The 16,179-nt window shown below is 65.5% G+C and carries 14 protein-coding genes; 6 read left to right on the top strand and 8 right to left on the bottom strand.

Annotated features, from left to right (window positions below):
- Window positions 1-3: 3 nt before the first annotated feature.
- Window positions 4-1,878 (bottom strand): 3-dehydroquinate synthase, encoded by a 1,875-nt coding sequence (locus ACVWZ5_RS21660; RefSeq protein WP_280070616.1) that lies wholly within the window; start codon window positions 1,876-1,878, stop codon window positions 4-6.
- 592 nt (window positions 1,879-2,470) lie between these two features.
- On the opposite strand from ACVWZ5_RS21660, the gene ACVWZ5_RS21655 reads away from it, so the two are divergent.
- Together ACVWZ5_RS21655 and ACVWZ5_RS21650 are read left to right on the top strand one after the other, a co-directional pair.
- A complete protein-coding gene (locus ACVWZ5_RS21655; protein WP_084942299.1) occupies window positions 2,471-3,673 on the top strand; it encodes a DUF3142 domain-containing protein in 1,203 nt (400 codons plus the stop codon).
- Window positions 3,660-5,807 carry a hypothetical protein gene (locus ACVWZ5_RS21650; protein ID WP_457340838.1) on the top strand — a complete coding sequence of 716 codons (2,148 nt, stop codon included), beginning with the start codon at window positions 3,660-3,662 and terminating at the stop codon, window positions 5,805-5,807. The genes ACVWZ5_RS21655 and ACVWZ5_RS21650 overlap by 14 nt, the downstream gene beginning before the upstream one ends.
- 43 nt (window positions 5,808-5,850) lie before the next feature.
- Here the strand turns inward: ACVWZ5_RS21650 and ACVWZ5_RS21645 are convergent, their stop codons facing one another.
- From ACVWZ5_RS21645 to ACVWZ5_RS21620, 6 genes are read right to left on the bottom strand one after another with little or no spacing between them, the layout of a single operon-like run.
- On the bottom strand, window positions 5,851-7,392 hold the full coding sequence (locus tag ACVWZ5_RS21645) for an ABC transporter substrate-binding protein (RefSeq protein WP_280070618.1): 1,542 nt from the start codon (window positions 7,390-7,392) through the stop codon (window positions 5,851-5,853).
- 34 nt (window positions 7,393-7,426) lie between these two features.
- A complete protein-coding gene (locus ACVWZ5_RS21640) occupies window positions 7,427-8,401 on the bottom strand; it encodes an ABC transporter ATP-binding protein (protein WP_084942297.1) in 975 nt (324 codons plus the stop codon).
- Window positions 8,398-9,384, bottom strand: coding sequence for an ABC transporter ATP-binding protein (locus tag ACVWZ5_RS21635; RefSeq protein WP_280070619.1), 987 nt, complete (start codon window positions 9,382-9,384; stop codon window positions 8,398-8,400). The genes ACVWZ5_RS21640 and ACVWZ5_RS21635 overlap by 4 nt, the downstream gene beginning before the upstream one ends.
- On the bottom strand, window positions 9,381-10,229 hold the full coding sequence (locus ACVWZ5_RS21630; protein WP_062574007.1) for an ABC transporter permease: 849 nt from the start codon (window positions 10,227-10,229) through the stop codon (window positions 9,381-9,383). The genes ACVWZ5_RS21635 and ACVWZ5_RS21630 overlap by 4 nt, the downstream gene beginning before the upstream one ends.
- A complete protein-coding gene (locus tag ACVWZ5_RS21625; RefSeq protein ID WP_062574008.1) occupies window positions 10,226-11,173 on the bottom strand; it encodes an ABC transporter permease in 948 nt (315 codons plus the stop codon). The genes ACVWZ5_RS21630 and ACVWZ5_RS21625 overlap by 4 nt, the downstream gene beginning before the upstream one ends.
- 3 nt (window positions 11,174-11,176) lie before the next feature.
- On the bottom strand, window positions 11,177-12,067 hold the full coding sequence (locus ACVWZ5_RS21620; RefSeq protein WP_062574009.1) for a proline iminopeptidase-family hydrolase: 891 nt from the start codon (window positions 12,065-12,067) through the stop codon (window positions 11,177-11,179).
- 172 nt (window positions 12,068-12,239) lie between these two features.
- Here ACVWZ5_RS21620 and ACVWZ5_RS21615 point away from each other — a divergent pair, with 172 nt between their 5' ends.
- The 4 genes from ACVWZ5_RS21615 to ACVWZ5_RS21600 all read left to right on the top strand — a co-directional run bounded on the left by ACVWZ5_RS21615 (window position 12,240) and on the right by ACVWZ5_RS21600 (window position 15,262).
- Window positions 12,240-13,001 (top strand): LuxR family transcriptional regulator, encoded by a 762-nt coding sequence (locus tag ACVWZ5_RS21615; RefSeq protein WP_062574010.1) that lies wholly within the window; start codon window positions 12,240-12,242, stop codon window positions 12,999-13,001.
- Window positions 13,002-13,099: 98 nt separating this feature from the next.
- Window positions 13,100-13,999, top strand: coding sequence for a proline iminopeptidase-family hydrolase (locus ACVWZ5_RS21610; protein WP_280070620.1), 900 nt, complete (start codon window positions 13,100-13,102; stop codon window positions 13,997-13,999).
- A gap of 173 nt (window positions 14,000-14,172) precedes the next feature.
- Complete coding sequence (locus ACVWZ5_RS21605; protein WP_084942296.1) at window positions 14,173-14,595, top strand: PA0061/PA0062 family lipoprotein; 423 nt, start codon at window positions 14,173-14,175, stop codon at window positions 14,593-14,595.
- 43 nt (window positions 14,596-14,638) lie between these two features.
- The gene (locus ACVWZ5_RS21600) at window positions 14,639-15,262 is read left to right on the top strand and encodes a dTMP kinase (protein WP_084942295.1); all 624 of its coding nucleotides are present in this window, start codon (window positions 14,639-14,641) and stop codon (window positions 15,260-15,262) included.
- Here the strand turns inward: ACVWZ5_RS21600 and ACVWZ5_RS21595 are convergent.
- Window positions 15,256-16,146 (bottom strand): LysR family transcriptional regulator, encoded by an 891-nt coding sequence (locus ACVWZ5_RS21595; RefSeq protein ID WP_280070621.1) that lies wholly within the window; start codon window positions 16,144-16,146, stop codon window positions 15,256-15,258. The two genes, ACVWZ5_RS21600 and ACVWZ5_RS21595, sit on opposite strands and share 7 nt — an antisense overlap.
- Window positions 16,147-16,179: the final 33 nt, after the last annotated feature.

The raw sequence follows: 16,179 nt of genomic DNA, 5'->3' as shown, positions 1-16,179 counted from the left end.
GGCTCATTGCGCACAGCCCTCGCCGAGGGCGAGCAGATTGCCGCGATAGCTAGCGAGGCGCAGCAGCGCCTGTTCCATCAGGCCGTCGTCGATCTCGTGGAGGTCGACCGAGGCGCCGATGCCGCTGAGCATGGGGATGGACAGCTGGCCGCCCAGATGCTGGCGGAACTCCTCCAGCCCCAGCAGCACCCGCGAACGTCCCTGGTCATCCTTCAGGTTCAGCTCCGCAGGGCACAGGTTGAAGCCGAGCCTGAGCAACAGGCTCAAGATCCGCTCGCTGTCGGCATCGCCCAACAGCCCCAGGGCATTGGCATACAACCCGTCCAGGGCCATGCCCACCGCCACGGCCTCGCCATGACGCAGTCGATGCTGGCTGAGGTTCTCCAACCGATGCGCCGCCCAGTGGCCGTAGTCCAGTGGACGACCGTTGCCGCGCTCGAAAGGGTCGCCGGCGCCGGTGATATGCCCCAGGTGCAGCTCGGCACAACGGCGGATGGCATGGCGGCTGGCCGGGTGGTCGAAGCGGGCGAGGGCGTCGGCCTGGCGCTCCATCCACTCGAAGAAGGTGCGGTCCTTGATCAGCGCCACCTTGACCGCCTCGGCGAGCCCGGCGATCTGGTCGCGGTGACCCAGGGTGGTCAGCAACTGGAAGTCGTTGATCACCGCGGTGGCGGGATAGAAGGCGCCCAGCAGGTTTTTCTGGCCGAAGGCATTGATACCGTTCTTCACCCCGATGCCGGCGTCGTTCTGCGCCAGCACCGTGCTAGGCAGGCGGATCAGGCGCATGCCCCGGTGGAAAGTGGCACAGGCGTAGCCCACCGCGTCGAGCACGGCGCCACCGCCGAGGGCCAGGACGCAGCAGTGGCGGTCCAGTCCATGGGCCAGCATGTCTGCATACAGCTGCTGCAGTACCTGGGCGTCCTTGCTCAGCTCGCCGGCGGGCACGGCGATCGGTGCCGCCTTCAGGAGCAGGTCGGCGCCATGGGCGACGAAGTACGCGTCGATCTGGCCCGGCAGGTGCGGTGCGCAGCGCAGCAGCTGCTCATCGGCGAAGATCAGCACCGTCACCCGACCGCGCTGCTGGGCGGTGAGCTGACGATGCAGGCAGGGGTTGAGCGGATCGAACAGGTGGTCGGTGAACAGCACCGGATAGTCGTAGCTGACCGTGAAGCGCCCGCGCAGTGGCAGTGCCGGTTGGCGACGGCGCAAGGCCTTGAACAGGCTGTACCCGGCAATGAACAGGCCGGGCAGGATCATGCTGGCGAGAATCGTCACCAGCAGTGCGTTCTGCTCGACGAGGAAGCTGCCGATGGCGCTGTAAGCCAAGGCCAGGCCCGCGTTGGCCAAGGTGGTGACCAGCACGAAAGCGCGCAACGGATAGCGCTGCATGCCGGCGGCCACCACCGAGGTTTCCGCCAGCACCGGCACGCCGCGCAGACAGATCAGCGACAGCGTGCCCAGGCGGTACGCCAGTTGCCCCGGCTGGCGTTGGTGCAGGCCGAGGCGGCTGGACAACATCCGCAGATACCCGGCACCCAACGCGTAGCCCAGCCCGGCGCCCAGGCACAGGCCAATGAAGATCGTCAGGTAACCGCCGATGCTGCCCAGGGTGGCCACGGCCAGCAGCGCGACCATGCTTGAAGGTACGGGCAGCACCACGTCCAGGGCCAGCAAGGCGATCAGCAGCAGTGCCAGGTTGAACATCTGGACGGGGGTTGAAGGGCGATACAGGTCAAGATGGGTGAGGAAACCCTGGATCTGCTGTTCGAACAACAGGAAACTGGTAATAACCAGCCCTGAGAAACACAGCAGAGACAACCAGAAATGGGCGGCCGGCCCTTTTTCAAAGAGCACGCGATAGCCATGGCTGCGCTTCATCAAGCGTCCCTCTTGTTGTTTTGACTGAGTTCCGTTTCAGTAACTACATGCAGCGGCAGGCGTCGCCTGGAAGAATAGATTCTCCTGCTCTGAGGGGCGGTCGTGTTGTAGTTGTAGTGTTGGCAAAGACAATCACAAAACTAGTCGGTCGCGTCGCTTTTGCAAGGGCAAAAGGCCCGGAATCATTAGATGAAACGCTGGGGATGCGCCGCGGTATTAGAAGCTTTGCGAATTATTGTTTTTGATTAAATCCTTTTGATTAATTATTTTTTATGGCTTCGATAACGGGTTTGATCTCTAATGAGGATCGTTAGTGTGCGAGAGGGTGGTTGCGTCAAGGTCTGGTAATCTCGAAACCTGATAATCGTTGGTGCCCTGTTTATAAAAGTTGCAGCCTGCATATATAAGTCTCTTTAAGCAGCGAAGACCGGCAGAAACTTTTGGGCGCAGGCACCACGGCTACCGGAGGCCGGCAAGGATACATTTGTACTCTTCTTGGTTCGACGCCCTTTCAGGGGTGTCCGCTGGATCTTGCATTGAGGTAAAATTCCCACCTGTTCCCGGCGCTCAAACCCGTCAGACAAAGGATTGTATGCCCGCCACTCCCACGCTTCGGCGTCTGTTCCTATCCGCCGTTCTCGCAACGCTCACCGGCTGCCAGCCCGAACCTGCACCGCCCCTCGACCAGCAACTGTACATTTGGCAACGCCAGTGGCGGCCGGCCCATGAACAGGCCTTGGCCGCAAGCCGTGCCGACTTCTCCACCCTGCGTGTGCTGGCTTTGCAAGCCCAGCCCAAGGCCGGCTGGAGCAGGGCGCTGGTCGAGTTGCCCAAGCTCAGGAGCGATGGCCGCCCGGTGATCGCCGTGGTGCGTCTTGATGGCCAGTTGCCCGCGCTCGACGTACAGGCGGCCGGTACCCACATCGCCCAATTGCTGGCCGACTGGCAGGCGGCTGGCGTGAACCCGAGTGGACTTGAGATCGACCACGACAGTGGCAGCGCTCGCCTGCCGGGCTACACCCAGTTCCTTCTGAAACTGCGTGAGCAACTTCCACCGGGCGTAAAACTGAGTATCACCGCGCTGCCCGCCTGGCTCGACAGCCCACACCTGCCGGCGCTGTTGCAGGCGGTGGACAGCAGCGTGCTGCAGGTACACGCGGTGAGCGATCCGCGGCGAGGCCTGTTCGATCCGAACCAGGCGAAAACCTGGGCCGAGCGCTGGGGGCGGGTCAGCGACAGGCCGTTCTACCTGGCCTTGCCCGCCTATGGCGTCGCGTTGCTGGCGGATACCGGCGGCGCGCCGCTGGTGGAAAGCGAAACCCCGTTGAACCGAGCCGGCGAGCGCCGCGAGCTGCTGGCCGACCCGCAGCAACTGGCGGACCTGGGCAGGCAACTGCGCGACAAACCGCCCGCGCACCTGGCCGGGCTTATCTGGTTCCGCCTGCCGTTGCCCGGCGACCGTCGGGCCTGGAGCCTGACCACCTTGACGGCAGTGGCGCGCGGCGACGCGCTCGCCAGTCAATGGCGGCTCGAACTGTCCGGGCAGGCCGGGCTCTACGACTTCAGCCTGGTCAACGTCGGCAACCTCGACCTGCCGGCACCCGCGCGGGTGGAACTGAACGTTGAGTCCTGCGACGCCGCGGACGGGCTCAACGGCTACCGCCTGCAGCAATCCCCGCAACACCTCGTCTTCAACCGCCAGTCCAGCGTGCGTGTGGCCGCTGGCGGCCGGCGCGTCCTTGGTTGGGCGCGCTGCCATGGAATCGAACAAGGAGCCTGGAATGTCTACCCCTGACTGGACCCGCCGCTTGCTGTGCCTGTCCCTGAGCGTGCCGGTCGGCACGGCGCTGGCCTGTGGCCCGGACTTCCCGATGCGCCTGCTGGACGACCGGGCGCAAACCCTGGCCGAGCTGCCAGAAGGCAATTTCGGCTTCGAGGTCAATCGCCTCGGCGAACAGTTGGCAGGCCTCAAGCCCACCACCGAGATGACCTTGACTCCTTACTGGGACGGTGACGACAACGACCGACCGTACCGTGAGCAGCGCAGCCGTATCGAGGCCAGCGAGCTGCCGGAGTCGCTGCGCGAGAAGGTCGCGCAACTGCGTGCCCTGGACGATCCGCAACAAGTGCTGGAGCAGGGCGCCGAACTGGCGGATGAACTGCGCCTGTACATTGCCGGCGCAGTGGCCTTCGATGCCGGCGATCACGCCCTGGCGGCGGACTATTTCGCCAAGGTGCTGGCCCTGCCTGGCGAACAACGCAAGCTGCGCAGCACCTGGGCGGCCTACTCGCTGGGGCGGGCCTTGATGGCCCGCAGCTTCGAGGCCGGCGAAGATCCGCAACAGGCGCCTCAGGCCCTGCAAGCCCAGGCCCGCGAGGCCTTCCAGAAGGCCCGCGCGCTCAGCGCCGAAGGCTTCAGCGACCCATTGGAGCTTGGGGTGGCCAGCCTTGGCGAGGAGGCCCGTCTGGCCAAGCTCGCCGGCGACTGGAACAGCGCCATCCAGTTGTATGCCAGCCAGAGCCGCCTGGGCTCGGGCAGCGGCTACAGCTCGCTCAGACAGCTTGCCGACGAACTGGTGAGCCTGCCGGATGAACAGCTGAAGGCGCTGCTGGCACAACCAATGCCGCGCAAGCTGCTCACCGCCTACCTGCTCAGCCATGTCGGCTGGGACTACGATGGCCAGCCGCCGCCCCAGGTCCGACGCCTGCCCGCGCTGCTGCAGGCCAGTGTCGGCGGCAAGCTCGAAGACGCCGACCGCCTGGCCGCGTTGACCTACCAGCAAGGCAACTATGCCGCGACCAGAAGCTATCTGCAGCAGGCTGGCGATACTGGCCTTGCCTGGTGGTTGCGCGCCAAGCTTGCCTTGCGCGACGGTGACAAGGGCCAGGCGGCGGCTGCCTATGCCAAGGCTGCGGCCGCGTTCCCACGTGAAGAATCATGGGGCTCGCGACAGACACCCGATTGGGACTATGAGAGCGTTAAACCCGGCTGCCGGGTCGAAGGCGAGGGCGCGATCCTGGCGTTGGAGCGCGGCGATTACCTGCAGGCCTTCGACCTGCTGTACCGCAGTCAGGAAATCTACTGGCAGGACACGGCCAACGTGGCTGACCGCGTGTTGACCCTGGATGAGCTCAAAGGCTATGTCGATGCTCATGTGCCAGCGCCGCCAGCGCCCAAGGTGGAAGAGGGCGGCTATGTGCCGCGCCCGGTGGCGGCCCGGTTGCGCGAGCTGCTGGGGCGACGCTTGCTGCGCGAAGGACGCTACGACGAAGCGCCCGGCTACTTCGCCACGCCGCAATTGCAGGCCGACGCCAAGGCTTACGGCCAGCACCGCCAGGATGCCGTCTCGCGCTGGACGCCCACTGGCCGCGCCGAGGCGCTGTACGCTGCGGCAACCCTGGCGCGCAGCGCGGGCATGGAGATCCTCGGTTATGAAATGGCGCCCGACTACGCCTGGTTGGGCGGCAGCTACAGCCTGGGCCGCGCCGAAGTGCAGCCAGGGCCGTTCCTGGCTGCTGGCGAGGTGCAGCGCCAACGGGCGACCGAGGCCAAGCCCGATCAGCGATACCACTACCGCTATGTCGCCGCCGACCTGGCCAACCAGGCCGCTGACCAGTTGCCACGCAGCAGCCAGGCCTTCGCCGCAGTGCTGTGCATCGCGGCCGGCTGGGTGCCCGGCAGCGAACAGGAAAGCGCGCTGTACAGGCGCTACGTCCAGCAGGGGCCGTTCGTGCAGTGGGCGGAGGATTTCGGCAAGCAATGCGAGGAGCCCCGGTTCGACCAGGCCAACAAGCGCTACCTGACCGAGAAGCTCGATAGCGTGCGCACGGCGTTGCGGCCGTACAAGGCGCAGGTACTGCCGGTGGGGTTGGTGGTGCTGGCGGGGGTTGCCTGGGCGTGGATGCGGCGGCGCAAGGCAAGGGCTTGAAATGAGATCGAGCGCCGCGAGGGCGGCGCTCGATAAACCGCCGTCAGTTCTGCGCGGTCTTCTGCCCGGCTTCCAGCTTCACCGTCTCCTCCAGGGTGAAACGCCCAAGCGGGTTCTGCAGGAAGTTCTGGATATTGCTGCGCGAGATGTTGATGTACGGGCTGTAGTACAGGTCGATCCAGTGCACGTCCTGCTTGGCCAGTTTCTGCAGCTCCTCATACATTTGCTTGCGCTTGACCGGGTCGGTCTCGACACGGGCCGCGGCCACCAGGTCCTTGACCTTGTCGTTGTGGTAGCGGGTCATGTAGTTCATGTTGGTGTCGTGGCCCAGTACGAAGGTGGTCTTCTGGTCCGGGTCGAGCACGTCGTTGGTCCAGTACATCACCGACAGGTCGTAGTCGCCGTCGACCAGCATCTGCCAGCTCTGGGTCGGGTCGACCTTCTGCAGGTTGGCAGTGATGCCGACATCGGCCAGTTGCTTCTGCACCAGCACGGCGATCTGCTCGTCGGCCTCGTTGCCGGCGTTGACCACGTAGTTGACCTTCATCCCCTCGGCGCCGGCTTTCTTCAGCAGCTCGCGGGCCTTGGCCGGGTCGAACGGGCGCTGTGGGTTGTTGGCGTTGTGGTAGAGCGCACCCTTGGGAATGTAGGAGTAGGCCATTTCGCCGTGACCGAAGGTGACCGTGTCCACCAGCGCCTTCTTGTCGATCGCCAGGTCGATCGCCTCACGCACTTCCCGTTTGCCCAGCAGACCCTTGGAGTGGTTGATCAGCAGGTGGTCTTCACGGGTCGAGGGGTCGATATGGATAGTGATCTTCTTGTCCTTCTGCAACTCGTCCACCTGGGTGAACGGCACAAAGATCGCCGAGTCGAGTTCGCCGGCCTGGACCTTCATCATGCGCGTGCGATCATTCGGGATGGAGATCCACTCCACGCCATCCAGGCTGACCTTGTCGGCCTGCCAGAACTCGGGGTTCTTCTCCAGGATCACCCGGTCGCCCCGCAGCCATTCCTTGAGTTTGAAAGCCCCGGACACCACCGGGTTCTGTGCGTATTCCTCCTCGCCGAGCTTGTCCATGGCCTTTTTCGACAGGATCGAGATGTTGGCCGTGGCGAGCTGGGCCAGGAACGGCACCGACTTGCTGTGCAGGGTCACCACCAGGGTATGCGGGTCGGCGGCCTTGGCGGTGTCGATGATCTTGTACGAGTCGGCCCAGAGCGAACCTGGGTTGTCGCGGATGCGCAGCAGGGAGAAGGCGGCGTCCTCGGCGGTGATCGGCGAGCCGTCGGAGAACTTGGCGTTGCGCATCTTGAAGGTGTAGGTCAGGCCGTCGTCCGAGACCTTCCAGCTTTCGGCCAGGCCCGGTACTAGTTGGGTACCGCTGTTGTCGACGCGGATCAGCACGTCATAGACGTTGGCGAACACCCAGCTGTCGCGGTTCTGCGCGCTCTTGATCGGGTCGAAGGTGGTGCTTTCCTCACGGCAGCCGATGGTCAGCACGCCGGCTGCCTGGGCCATGCCGCTGGCCAGGGTGCTGGCGGCCAGTATGGCGGCGGTGAGAAGTTTCAATGCGGCGGGTTTCATGCTCAAGCTCCGTTTGATGGTCATGGTGGTGATGTCAGCAGGGCAGTTGCGGATGCACGCAGGCGTGGCGCCGGGCGCCCTGGATATGCTCGGGTGGCGTGGTTTCAGCGCAGCCGGGCAGCGCGTGCCGGCAACGGGGATGGAAGGCGCAGCCGGAGGGCAGGTGCAGCGGGCTTGGCGGCTCGCCGGCCAGCGGGTCCTGCGGCAGGCGCCGGGCCGGGTCGATGTCGGCGATGGACTGGATCAGCGCGGCGGTGTAGGGGTGGCGCGGGGCGGTAAAGACCTCATGCACCGGGCCTTCCTCGACGATCTGCCCCAGGTACATCACCGCCACCCGGTCGCACAGGCGGCGTACTACGCCCAGGTCGTGGGTGATGAACAGCAGCGCCAGGCCCATGCGCTCGCGCAACTCCAGCAGCAGGTTGATGATCTGCCCCTGGATCGACACGTCCAGCGCGGCGACGCATTCGTCGGCGACGATCAGCCGGGGTTCGACGGCCAGGGCCCGGGCGATGCCGACCCGCTGGCACTGGCCACCGCTCAGCGAAGCGGGCCGGCGCTCGGCCAGCTCGGCGCGCAGACCGACCAGTTCAAGCAGTTCGCCGACCCGGGCCGGAATCTGCGCGGCGGGCACCTTGCGCTGCACCTGCAGCACCTCGGCGAGGATCTGGCCGATGCGTTGGCGTGGGTTGAGCGCGCTGTACGGGTCCTGGAAGATCATCGCGGTCTCGTGGCGCAGGCGGGCGATATCCGCCGGGCTGCCCTGGTTCATGTCGGTGCCGTCGAACAGCACCTGGCCGCCGCAGCTCGGGGTGAGCTGGAGGATGGCCCTGGCCAGGGTGCTCTTGCCGCAGCCCGACTCGCCCACCAGGCCAAGGGTTTCGCCGGCTGCGAGGTTCAGCGAGGCGCCGTTGACCGCGCTGACCTTGCGCGGGCGCAGGTTGAGCAGGCCGCTGCCGGCGGCGGGGAACTGCACCTGCAGGTCCTTGACCTGCAACAACGTGGTCATGACGGGCCTCCGGCCAGCAGCGGGGTATGGCAGGCCAGGCGGTGGCCGGGGCTTGATTCCAGCAGTTCGGGCAGTTGTTGCCGGCAGAGCGGCATGGCCTGTGGGCAACGCGATTCGAAACGGCAGCCTGGCGGCAGGTCATCAAGCAGCGGTGGCTGCCCGGCGATGGTGGTCATGCGTAATGCCTCAGGCTGCGCGGCAGGATGGCAGGCCAGCAGCCCGGCGCTGTAGGGATGCTTGGGCCGGGCCAGCATCTCGTGCTTGGCGCCGTGCTCGCAGAGGCGCCCGGCGTACATCACGGCAATGCTGTCGCAGGTCTGCGCCACCACGCCCAGGTCGTGGCTGATCAGGATCATCGACAGGCCGCGGCGGTCGCGCAGCTCCAGCAGCAGGCGCAGGATCTGCGCCTGCACGGTGACATCCAGGGCCGTGGTCGGCTCGTCGGCGATCAGCACCTTGGGGTTGCAGCCCAGGGCCACGGCGATCATCGCCCGTTGGCGCATGCCGCCGGAAAACTCATGGGGATAGTTGTCGACCCGGGACTTCGGGTCGGGGATACCGACCTGGCGCAGCACCTCGATGGCCTCGGCCCGGGCCTCGCGGCGAGACGCGCCCTGGTGCAGGCGGATACCTTCGGCGATCTGCTCGCCGATGCGCATCAGCGGGTCCAGGTGGCTGCTGGGGTTCTGGAAGATCATCCCCAGCTCACGGCCGCGCAGGCGGCGCATGCCAGCTTCGTCCAGCCGCAGCAGGTCATGGCCCGCCAGGCGCACGGCCTGGCCTTCGACCCGCAGGTTCGTTGCTGGAAGCAGGCGCATCAGGCCCCGGCAGGCCAGGGTCTTGCCCGAGCCGCTTTCGCCCACCAGGCCGAGGATCTCGCCTTCGCCGAGGTCGAAGGACAGCCGATCGACCAGGGTGATATCCCGTTGGCCGGCGCGGGCGATGACGCTCAGCCCGCAGACCTGGAGCAGGGGCGTGGTCATGAGCGGTCTCCCAGGCGTTCGGCGACACCGTCGGCCAGCAGGCTGAAGCCCATGGCCAGGGTCACCACCGCCAGGCCCGGGAAGGTGCAGATCCACCAGGCGCTGGTGATGAAGCTCTGCCCCTCGGCGACCATGGTGCCCCATTCCGGGGTCGGCGGTTGCACACCGAGGCCCAGGTAGCTGACGGCGGCGCCGTTGAGCAGCACCAGCACGGCATCCGACATGCAGAACACCACCGAGCCGAACAGCGCGTTGGGCAGCAGGTGGCCGAACAGCGTGCGCCGGTGGCTGAAACCCAGGCTCCTGGCGGCCAGGGCGAAGTCGCTCTGCTTGAGCACGAGGATCTGCGAGCGCACCAGCCGCGCATAGGACACCCAGCCGACCAGGGCCATGGCGATATAGAAGCTGCCAAGGCCCGGGCCGAGAATGGCCATGATCGCCAGCATCAGCACCAGAAACGGGAAGGCCAGGACGATGTCGATCAGGCGCATGCAGGCGTTGTCCAGCCAGCCGCCGACGTAACCGGACACCGCGCCGATGCAGGTGCCGAGCAGGAACGGGAAGATCACCCCGATCAAGGCCATCTGCAGGTCGACGCGGGCGCCCCAGATTACCCGCGAGAGCACATCGCGGCCGAAGTTGTCGGTGCCGAAAGGGTGCGCCAGGCTGGGCGCGGCCAGGCGCAGGTCGCCGTTCTGCAGCAGCGGATCGAACGGCGCGACCCACGGCGCGCACAGCGCCAGCAGGCACCAGCCGAAGACGATGGCCAGGCCGCAGTACAGGGTCAGGCGGCCATCGCCCAGGTTCCAGGCCAGGCGTGCGCGCAGGGCGAAGGTGGCGCTCATTGGATCTTCACCCGCGGATCGAGGACGGTGGTCGCCACGTCGGCGAGGAAGTTCACCGCCACCGTGGCGCAGGCCAGCACCATGGCCACGCCCTGGACCACCATGTAGTCGCGGGTAAAGATGCCGCGCACCAGCAACTGGCCGACGCCCGGCAGGGAGAACAGGCTCTCGATCACTACCGTGCCGCTGATCAGCCAGCCGATGTTGACCGCCAGCAGGTTGATGGTCGGCACCATGGAGTTGGGCAGGACATGCCGGCGCAGGATCGCCCCTTCGCCCAGGCCCCGGGCACGGGCGGCGGTGACATGGTCGGCCTGCATCTCCAGCAGGATGCTGGCGCGCAGGTTGCGCACCAGTACCGCCGAGAGCGCCAGGGCGATGGTCAGGCAGGGCAGCACCAGGTGGTGCAGCTTGTCGGCCCAGGTGCGGCCATAGCCGGACACCGGGAACAGCCCCCAGTGCACGCTGAACAGCAGGATCAGCATCAAGCCCAGCCAGAAAGCCGGCAAGCCGAGGCCGGCGGTGGTGAACAGGCGGATCAGGTTGTCGGCCCAGCCGCCCTTGTGGCGGGCGGCGAGGGTGGCCAGCGGCACGGCGATCAGCAGCGCCAGGACGACACTGCCCAGCACCAGCATCAGGGTCGGCTCGATACGGCTGGCGATCAGCGGCAGGGCGTCGACCTTGTACAGCAGCGACTTGCCCAGGTCGCCATTGAGCAGGTTCTTCAGGAAGTACAGGTACTGCACCCAGATCGGCTCGTCGAGGCCGAACTGGGCGCGGATCTTCTGGATCGCGTCCGGGGTGCTGCGCGCCCCCAGCAGCACCCGCGCCGGATCCCCGGGGATCGAGCGCACCAGCACGAAGGTGATGATGCTGATGCCCAGCAGCACCGGCAGCAGTTGCAGCGGACGGATGAGGACGAACCGGTAGCGTGCCAGGCTCATCGATCAACCCCGGTTGCGTTGCAGGAAATCCAGCAACACCGGGAAATAGGCCTGGGGCTCTTCGTAGAACGGCATATGGCTGCTGTTGGGGAACACATGCAGCTCGGCACGATCATGCAGCGCCAGCTTCATGCGCATGGCGCAGGCCGGAGTCAGTTCGTCGTGCTGGCCGGTGGTGATCAGCACCGGCATGCGGAACGAGCCCATCTGCTCGAGGCGGTTCCAATCCTTGAGGTTGCCTATATAAAGGAACTCGTTGGGGCCCTGCATGGTGCTGTAGGGGCCCATGTTCCAGTCGCCCAGCGAACGCTGGATCGGCGCCGGCCATTCATCAAGCCGGCAGACGTGGCGGTAGTTGAGCAGGGTGATGGCGGCCTGGTACTGCGGGTGGTCGAGGGTACCCATGGCCTCGTGGCGCTGCATCATCGCCACCGTTTCGCTGCCCAGGGCGCCGCGCAGGCGTTCCAGCTCGGTGATCAGGTGCGGGATGTCGCCGACGGTGTTCTCGAGAATCAGACTTTTCAGCGACTGCGGGTGATGAATGGCGTACTCGATCGCCAGCCAGCCGCCCCAGGAATGCCCGAGCATGTGCACACGGCCCAGGTCCAGGGCCTGGCGCACCTGCTCGACCTCGGCCACGTAGCGGGTGATATTCCACAGGCTGTCGTCATCGGGGCGGTCGGAGGCGCCGGTGCCCAGCTGGTCGAAGGCGACCACGCGGATACCCTTGTCCTTGAGCCAGGCATGGGCGTCGCGCAGGTAGTCGCAGGGCAGCCCCGGCCCACCATTGAGGCACAACAGCACCTCGTCCCCTTCACCAAAGCTGTACACCACGAGATTGTGGCCATCGACCGATACGTTGAACTGCTGGTCAGGTTGCATCTCACGCCACATCGCTACTCTCCTGTTGGCCATGGCTTGCAGCTATAACTAGCGCAGGAGTTTTCGTCGCCTACAAGCTAGTGTTTCCTATAGGTTTCGTATGGCAGTCCCGCGCCAAGCCGTGGCATTCTACGTGCCGGACTTCGAGATGGAAATCCAAAAGGAATCACAGGGAGTGTCAGGTATGCAGGCCAAGATGGCTGAACTCAATGCGCGTCTGGCGTCGGACGATAGCCTCGATGAGCAGATGGACAGCGTCGCCGAACTGGCGGCGGAACTGGGCTTCGATGCCCTGGTGTACGACTACAGCCCGGTGCCGCTGGATCATGTCGGCGAGCTGATCACCCCGAGCGTAGTCCGGCTGCGCCAGACCCCGAAGGACTGGCAGGACCTGTGGTGTTCCGAGGGTTTTTACCAGATCGACCCGGTGCAGCAGGTGGCGGTGTCCTCCATCGCCCCCTTCGCCTGGTCGTACCTGCCCAAGGGCGAGACCGTTCTGCAGCGCCACATCGACCAGCGCCACGCTCCGGTGGTCGGTTACCTGCACGACGCGCAACTGACTTGCGGCGTGACCGTGCCCATCCACCTGCCACGGGGCGGGCTGGCGACCCTGACCGGCCTGCGCCCCCAGGCCAGCCAACGCGACCTGGACGACGCCCGGGAGCACCTGGGCGATTTCAGCCTGATCGCCCATGCCTTGCAGGAGGCGGCCTATCCCTTGCTGGCCAAGGAGTCCGCCACCCGCGTCATCCGCCTGACCCGCCGCGAGGTCGAATGCCTGCGCTGGGCCGCCGAAGGCCTGACGGCAGGGGAGATTGCCGAGAAGCTCAACCGCTCGCTGGCGACGATTTCCCTGCACCTGACCTCGGCCATGCACAAACTGGGGGCGAAAAACCGCGTCCAGGCGGTCGCCCGGGCGGTGCACTACCGTCTGCTGGACCAATGAAGCAACAAAAAAGGTCGAAAACCTAGAGAACTCTCTAGTTATGCCGCGCCACGCGTAGGGTTATTGTGTGCACCATGATTCGCACGGAGCCGGATGACATGGAACTCACCCAATCGCGTGAAGGTTTTGCCCCTTTCGGCGACTACCAGACCTGGTACCGCGTCACCGGTGACCTGGATTGCGGCCGCACCCCGCTGGTCATCCTGCACGGTGGCCCAGGTTGCACCTTTGATTATGTCGACGCCTACAAGGACGTCGCGGCCGGTGGCTACCCGGTCATTCACTACGACCAACTGGGCAATGGCCGCTCGACCCACCTGCCACACATGCCGGCGTCGTTCTGGACGGTCAAGCTGTTCCTCGAGGAGCTCGACAACCTGCTGGAGCACCTGGGCATCAGCGAGCGCTACGCGCTGCTGGGGCAGTCCTGGGGCGGCATGCTGGCCAGCGAGCACGCGGTGCGCCAGCCGCGGGGCCTGCGTTGCCTGGTGATCGCCAACTCGCCGGCGGACATGCACACCTGGGTGCGCGAGGCCAACCGCCTGCGCGAAGAGCTGCCCAAGGACGTCCAGGACACCCTGCTACGCCACGAGGCCGTCGGCGACTACACCGCCGCCGACTACATCGCCGCCACCCGGGTGTTCTACGACCGTCATGTGTGCCGTCTCAAACCCTGGCCGGAAGAGGTGGCGCGCACCTTCGCCCAGGTGGATGCCGACCCGACCGTGTACCACGCCATGACCGGACCAAACGAGTTCCATATCATCGGCAGTACCAAGGACTGGACCATCGTCGACCGCCTGCCGCAGATCAACGTGCCAAGCCTGCTGATTTCCGGGCGCTATGACGAGGCGACGCCGCTGGTGGTCAAGCCGTACCTCGACCTGATCCCCGGGATCCGCTGGGCGCTGTTCGAAAACTCGAGCCACATGCCTCATGTGGAAGAGCGGGTGGCGTGCATGGGGACGGTGGTGAAGTTTCTTGACGAGAGTCTGTAGCGCGTAGCATTCGACCGTTTTCCCTTCCTCAGGCCTGTCCGGGTTCATCCCGGCGGGCCTGAGTTTTATTCCTTCCTTCACATCAGCCGTCATCCCAGGCCTCGAACCAGACGATTAACAGCCTGCCCCCCCCCAGCGCTATTCTTTGACCATTCCCCAGAGGATTACCCATCATGCGCCGGCTGCTACTGCTGTTGCTGATTACCGCCATTCCGGGCTGCCAGGCTCCGATGCCAGTTGCCAACCCCGAGATGGCCTGGGTCGACCTTTCGCTGCCATTCCCCAACGACCGCGTGCTGCTGGCCGAACGCCTGGACAAGCAGCGCCTGGAGGAGGGCCGCTTCTTCCAGGTCACTCCCGGCAGCCATCAACTGGTCGTCAGGTTCGACTACGAAACGAGTGGCGCAGGCGGGTTGAGCATGATGGGCGGCACCACCGTCCGCCAATGCTATCTGACCCTCGACTACGCCCACTTCCAGGCCGGCCAGCGTTATCTGCTCGAAGCCCGCTCCATGGCCCTGACACCTGAGGCAAGGCTGTACAATACCGCCCGGGAGATCGTCGCAGAGCTCAGCGAGTTCTACTGCCTGATGTAAGCCAATGCCTGTCGATGAAGGAAATCCAACCGTTGTGTGACGCATGAATCATTCGCTGTTCATTTCCCTCGACGGGCCCAAGGGCACCGGCAAGACCACGCTGCTGGAATCCGTCACCCAGGCGCTGAGGGCGGACAACAGGAAGGTGATCCGCATCAGCGAGAAGAAAAGCGATCCTTATCGGGGCGAAACCATGGCCCTGGTCAACCAGTTCGTCAGGGACCCTTGCCGGGATCTGGAGATGAAGGTCTGTGAGCGCCTTGCGCTGAGCCGGGCCTGGATTTCCCAACATGTGCTGGCCAGGCAGCCCAAGGACAGCATCATCCTGATCGATCGCTGGTACCCGTCCGAAGCCGCGTTTCGCCGGCTGGTGCCGTTTGCCGAGATCTTGCGGCTGAACATCGAAAACGGCGTGCGTGTGCCGGACCTGCATGTTGGTGTTGTCACCGACCCCGAAATCTCGTGGAGCAGGGCAGCGGCGCGCTCGCGTGGGCTAAGCAGTACCGTGATGCATGAACTGCATGAGCACGTGGTGTGCACGCAAGCTTTCGAGCGAGCGGTTGCCGATCACGGCTGGGTCTTGTGCCGTAATGAAGGCACCCTCGAAGCGGCGACGCGGCAGGTGGTATCGGCGATCCAGGGCGTGCTGCCGCCGTCTGATCAGTAGCGTTCCAGCGCGGCGAGGCGGCTCGACAGCCAGGCGTGCAGCTGTTTCACCGCAGGCGACAACTGCTTGCGGTGCGGGCACACCAGGCTCAGCGGCAGCGTCGGCCCGGGGTGATCCTGCAACAGCACGACGAGCCGTCCCGCCAGCACATCGTCGCTCACATCCAGCCAGGACTTGTAGGTGATCCCTTCGCCCGCCACGGCCCAGCGCCGGGCGATATCGGCATCGTCGCAGAACAGGGCGCCACGCACCTGCACGGTCTGCGTCCCCAGTTGCCACTTGTCGTAGACCCGACCCTGCTGCATGTACAGCAGGCACTGGTGCTCGCGCAGCGCCTCGGGAGTGCGCAGCGTGCCTTGCCGCGCCAGGTACTCGGGCGAGGCCACCAGCACCTTGCGGTTCCACGGCGCCAGTGGCAGGGCGATGTAGTTGGCATCGGCATTCAGGCCGTAGCGGATGGCGATATCCACCGGGTCGCGAAACAGATCGGCGATCTGGTCGGAGAGAAACAGGCGCAGGTTCAACTGCCGGTGCTCGCGGCGAAACGCCGTAAGCCAGGGCAACAGCACGTTGCGCCCCAGGTCGGACGGCGCGGCCACTTGCAACGTTCCGCTTAGCTGGGCGCTCTCGCGCAGCAGGTTGTCCCGCCCTTGCCGGAGCGCTTCCAAGGCGGCCAGGGCCGAGGGCAGGTACTGCTCGCCCTCGGCCGTCAGGCGCAGGCTGCGCGTGGTGCGGGCAAACAGCCGTACATCAAGCTCACGTTCCAGGCGCTTGACCGCTTCGGCCGCCTGGCCGGGCAGCAGGTCGGCTTCATGGGCGGCCGCGGTAAAGCTGCCCAGCGCGGCGCTGCGCACAAAGATGCCCAGGTCGTCGAGACGAATCATTTTCACTCCTGCAATGAAAGTGTTCACGGGTAC

The sequence above is a fragment of the Pseudomonas sp. TE6283 genome (assembly GCF_054060555.1).
The sequence above is the reverse complement of the archived record's forward strand: the minus strand, read 5'-3'. Positions and strand labels throughout refer to the sequence as shown.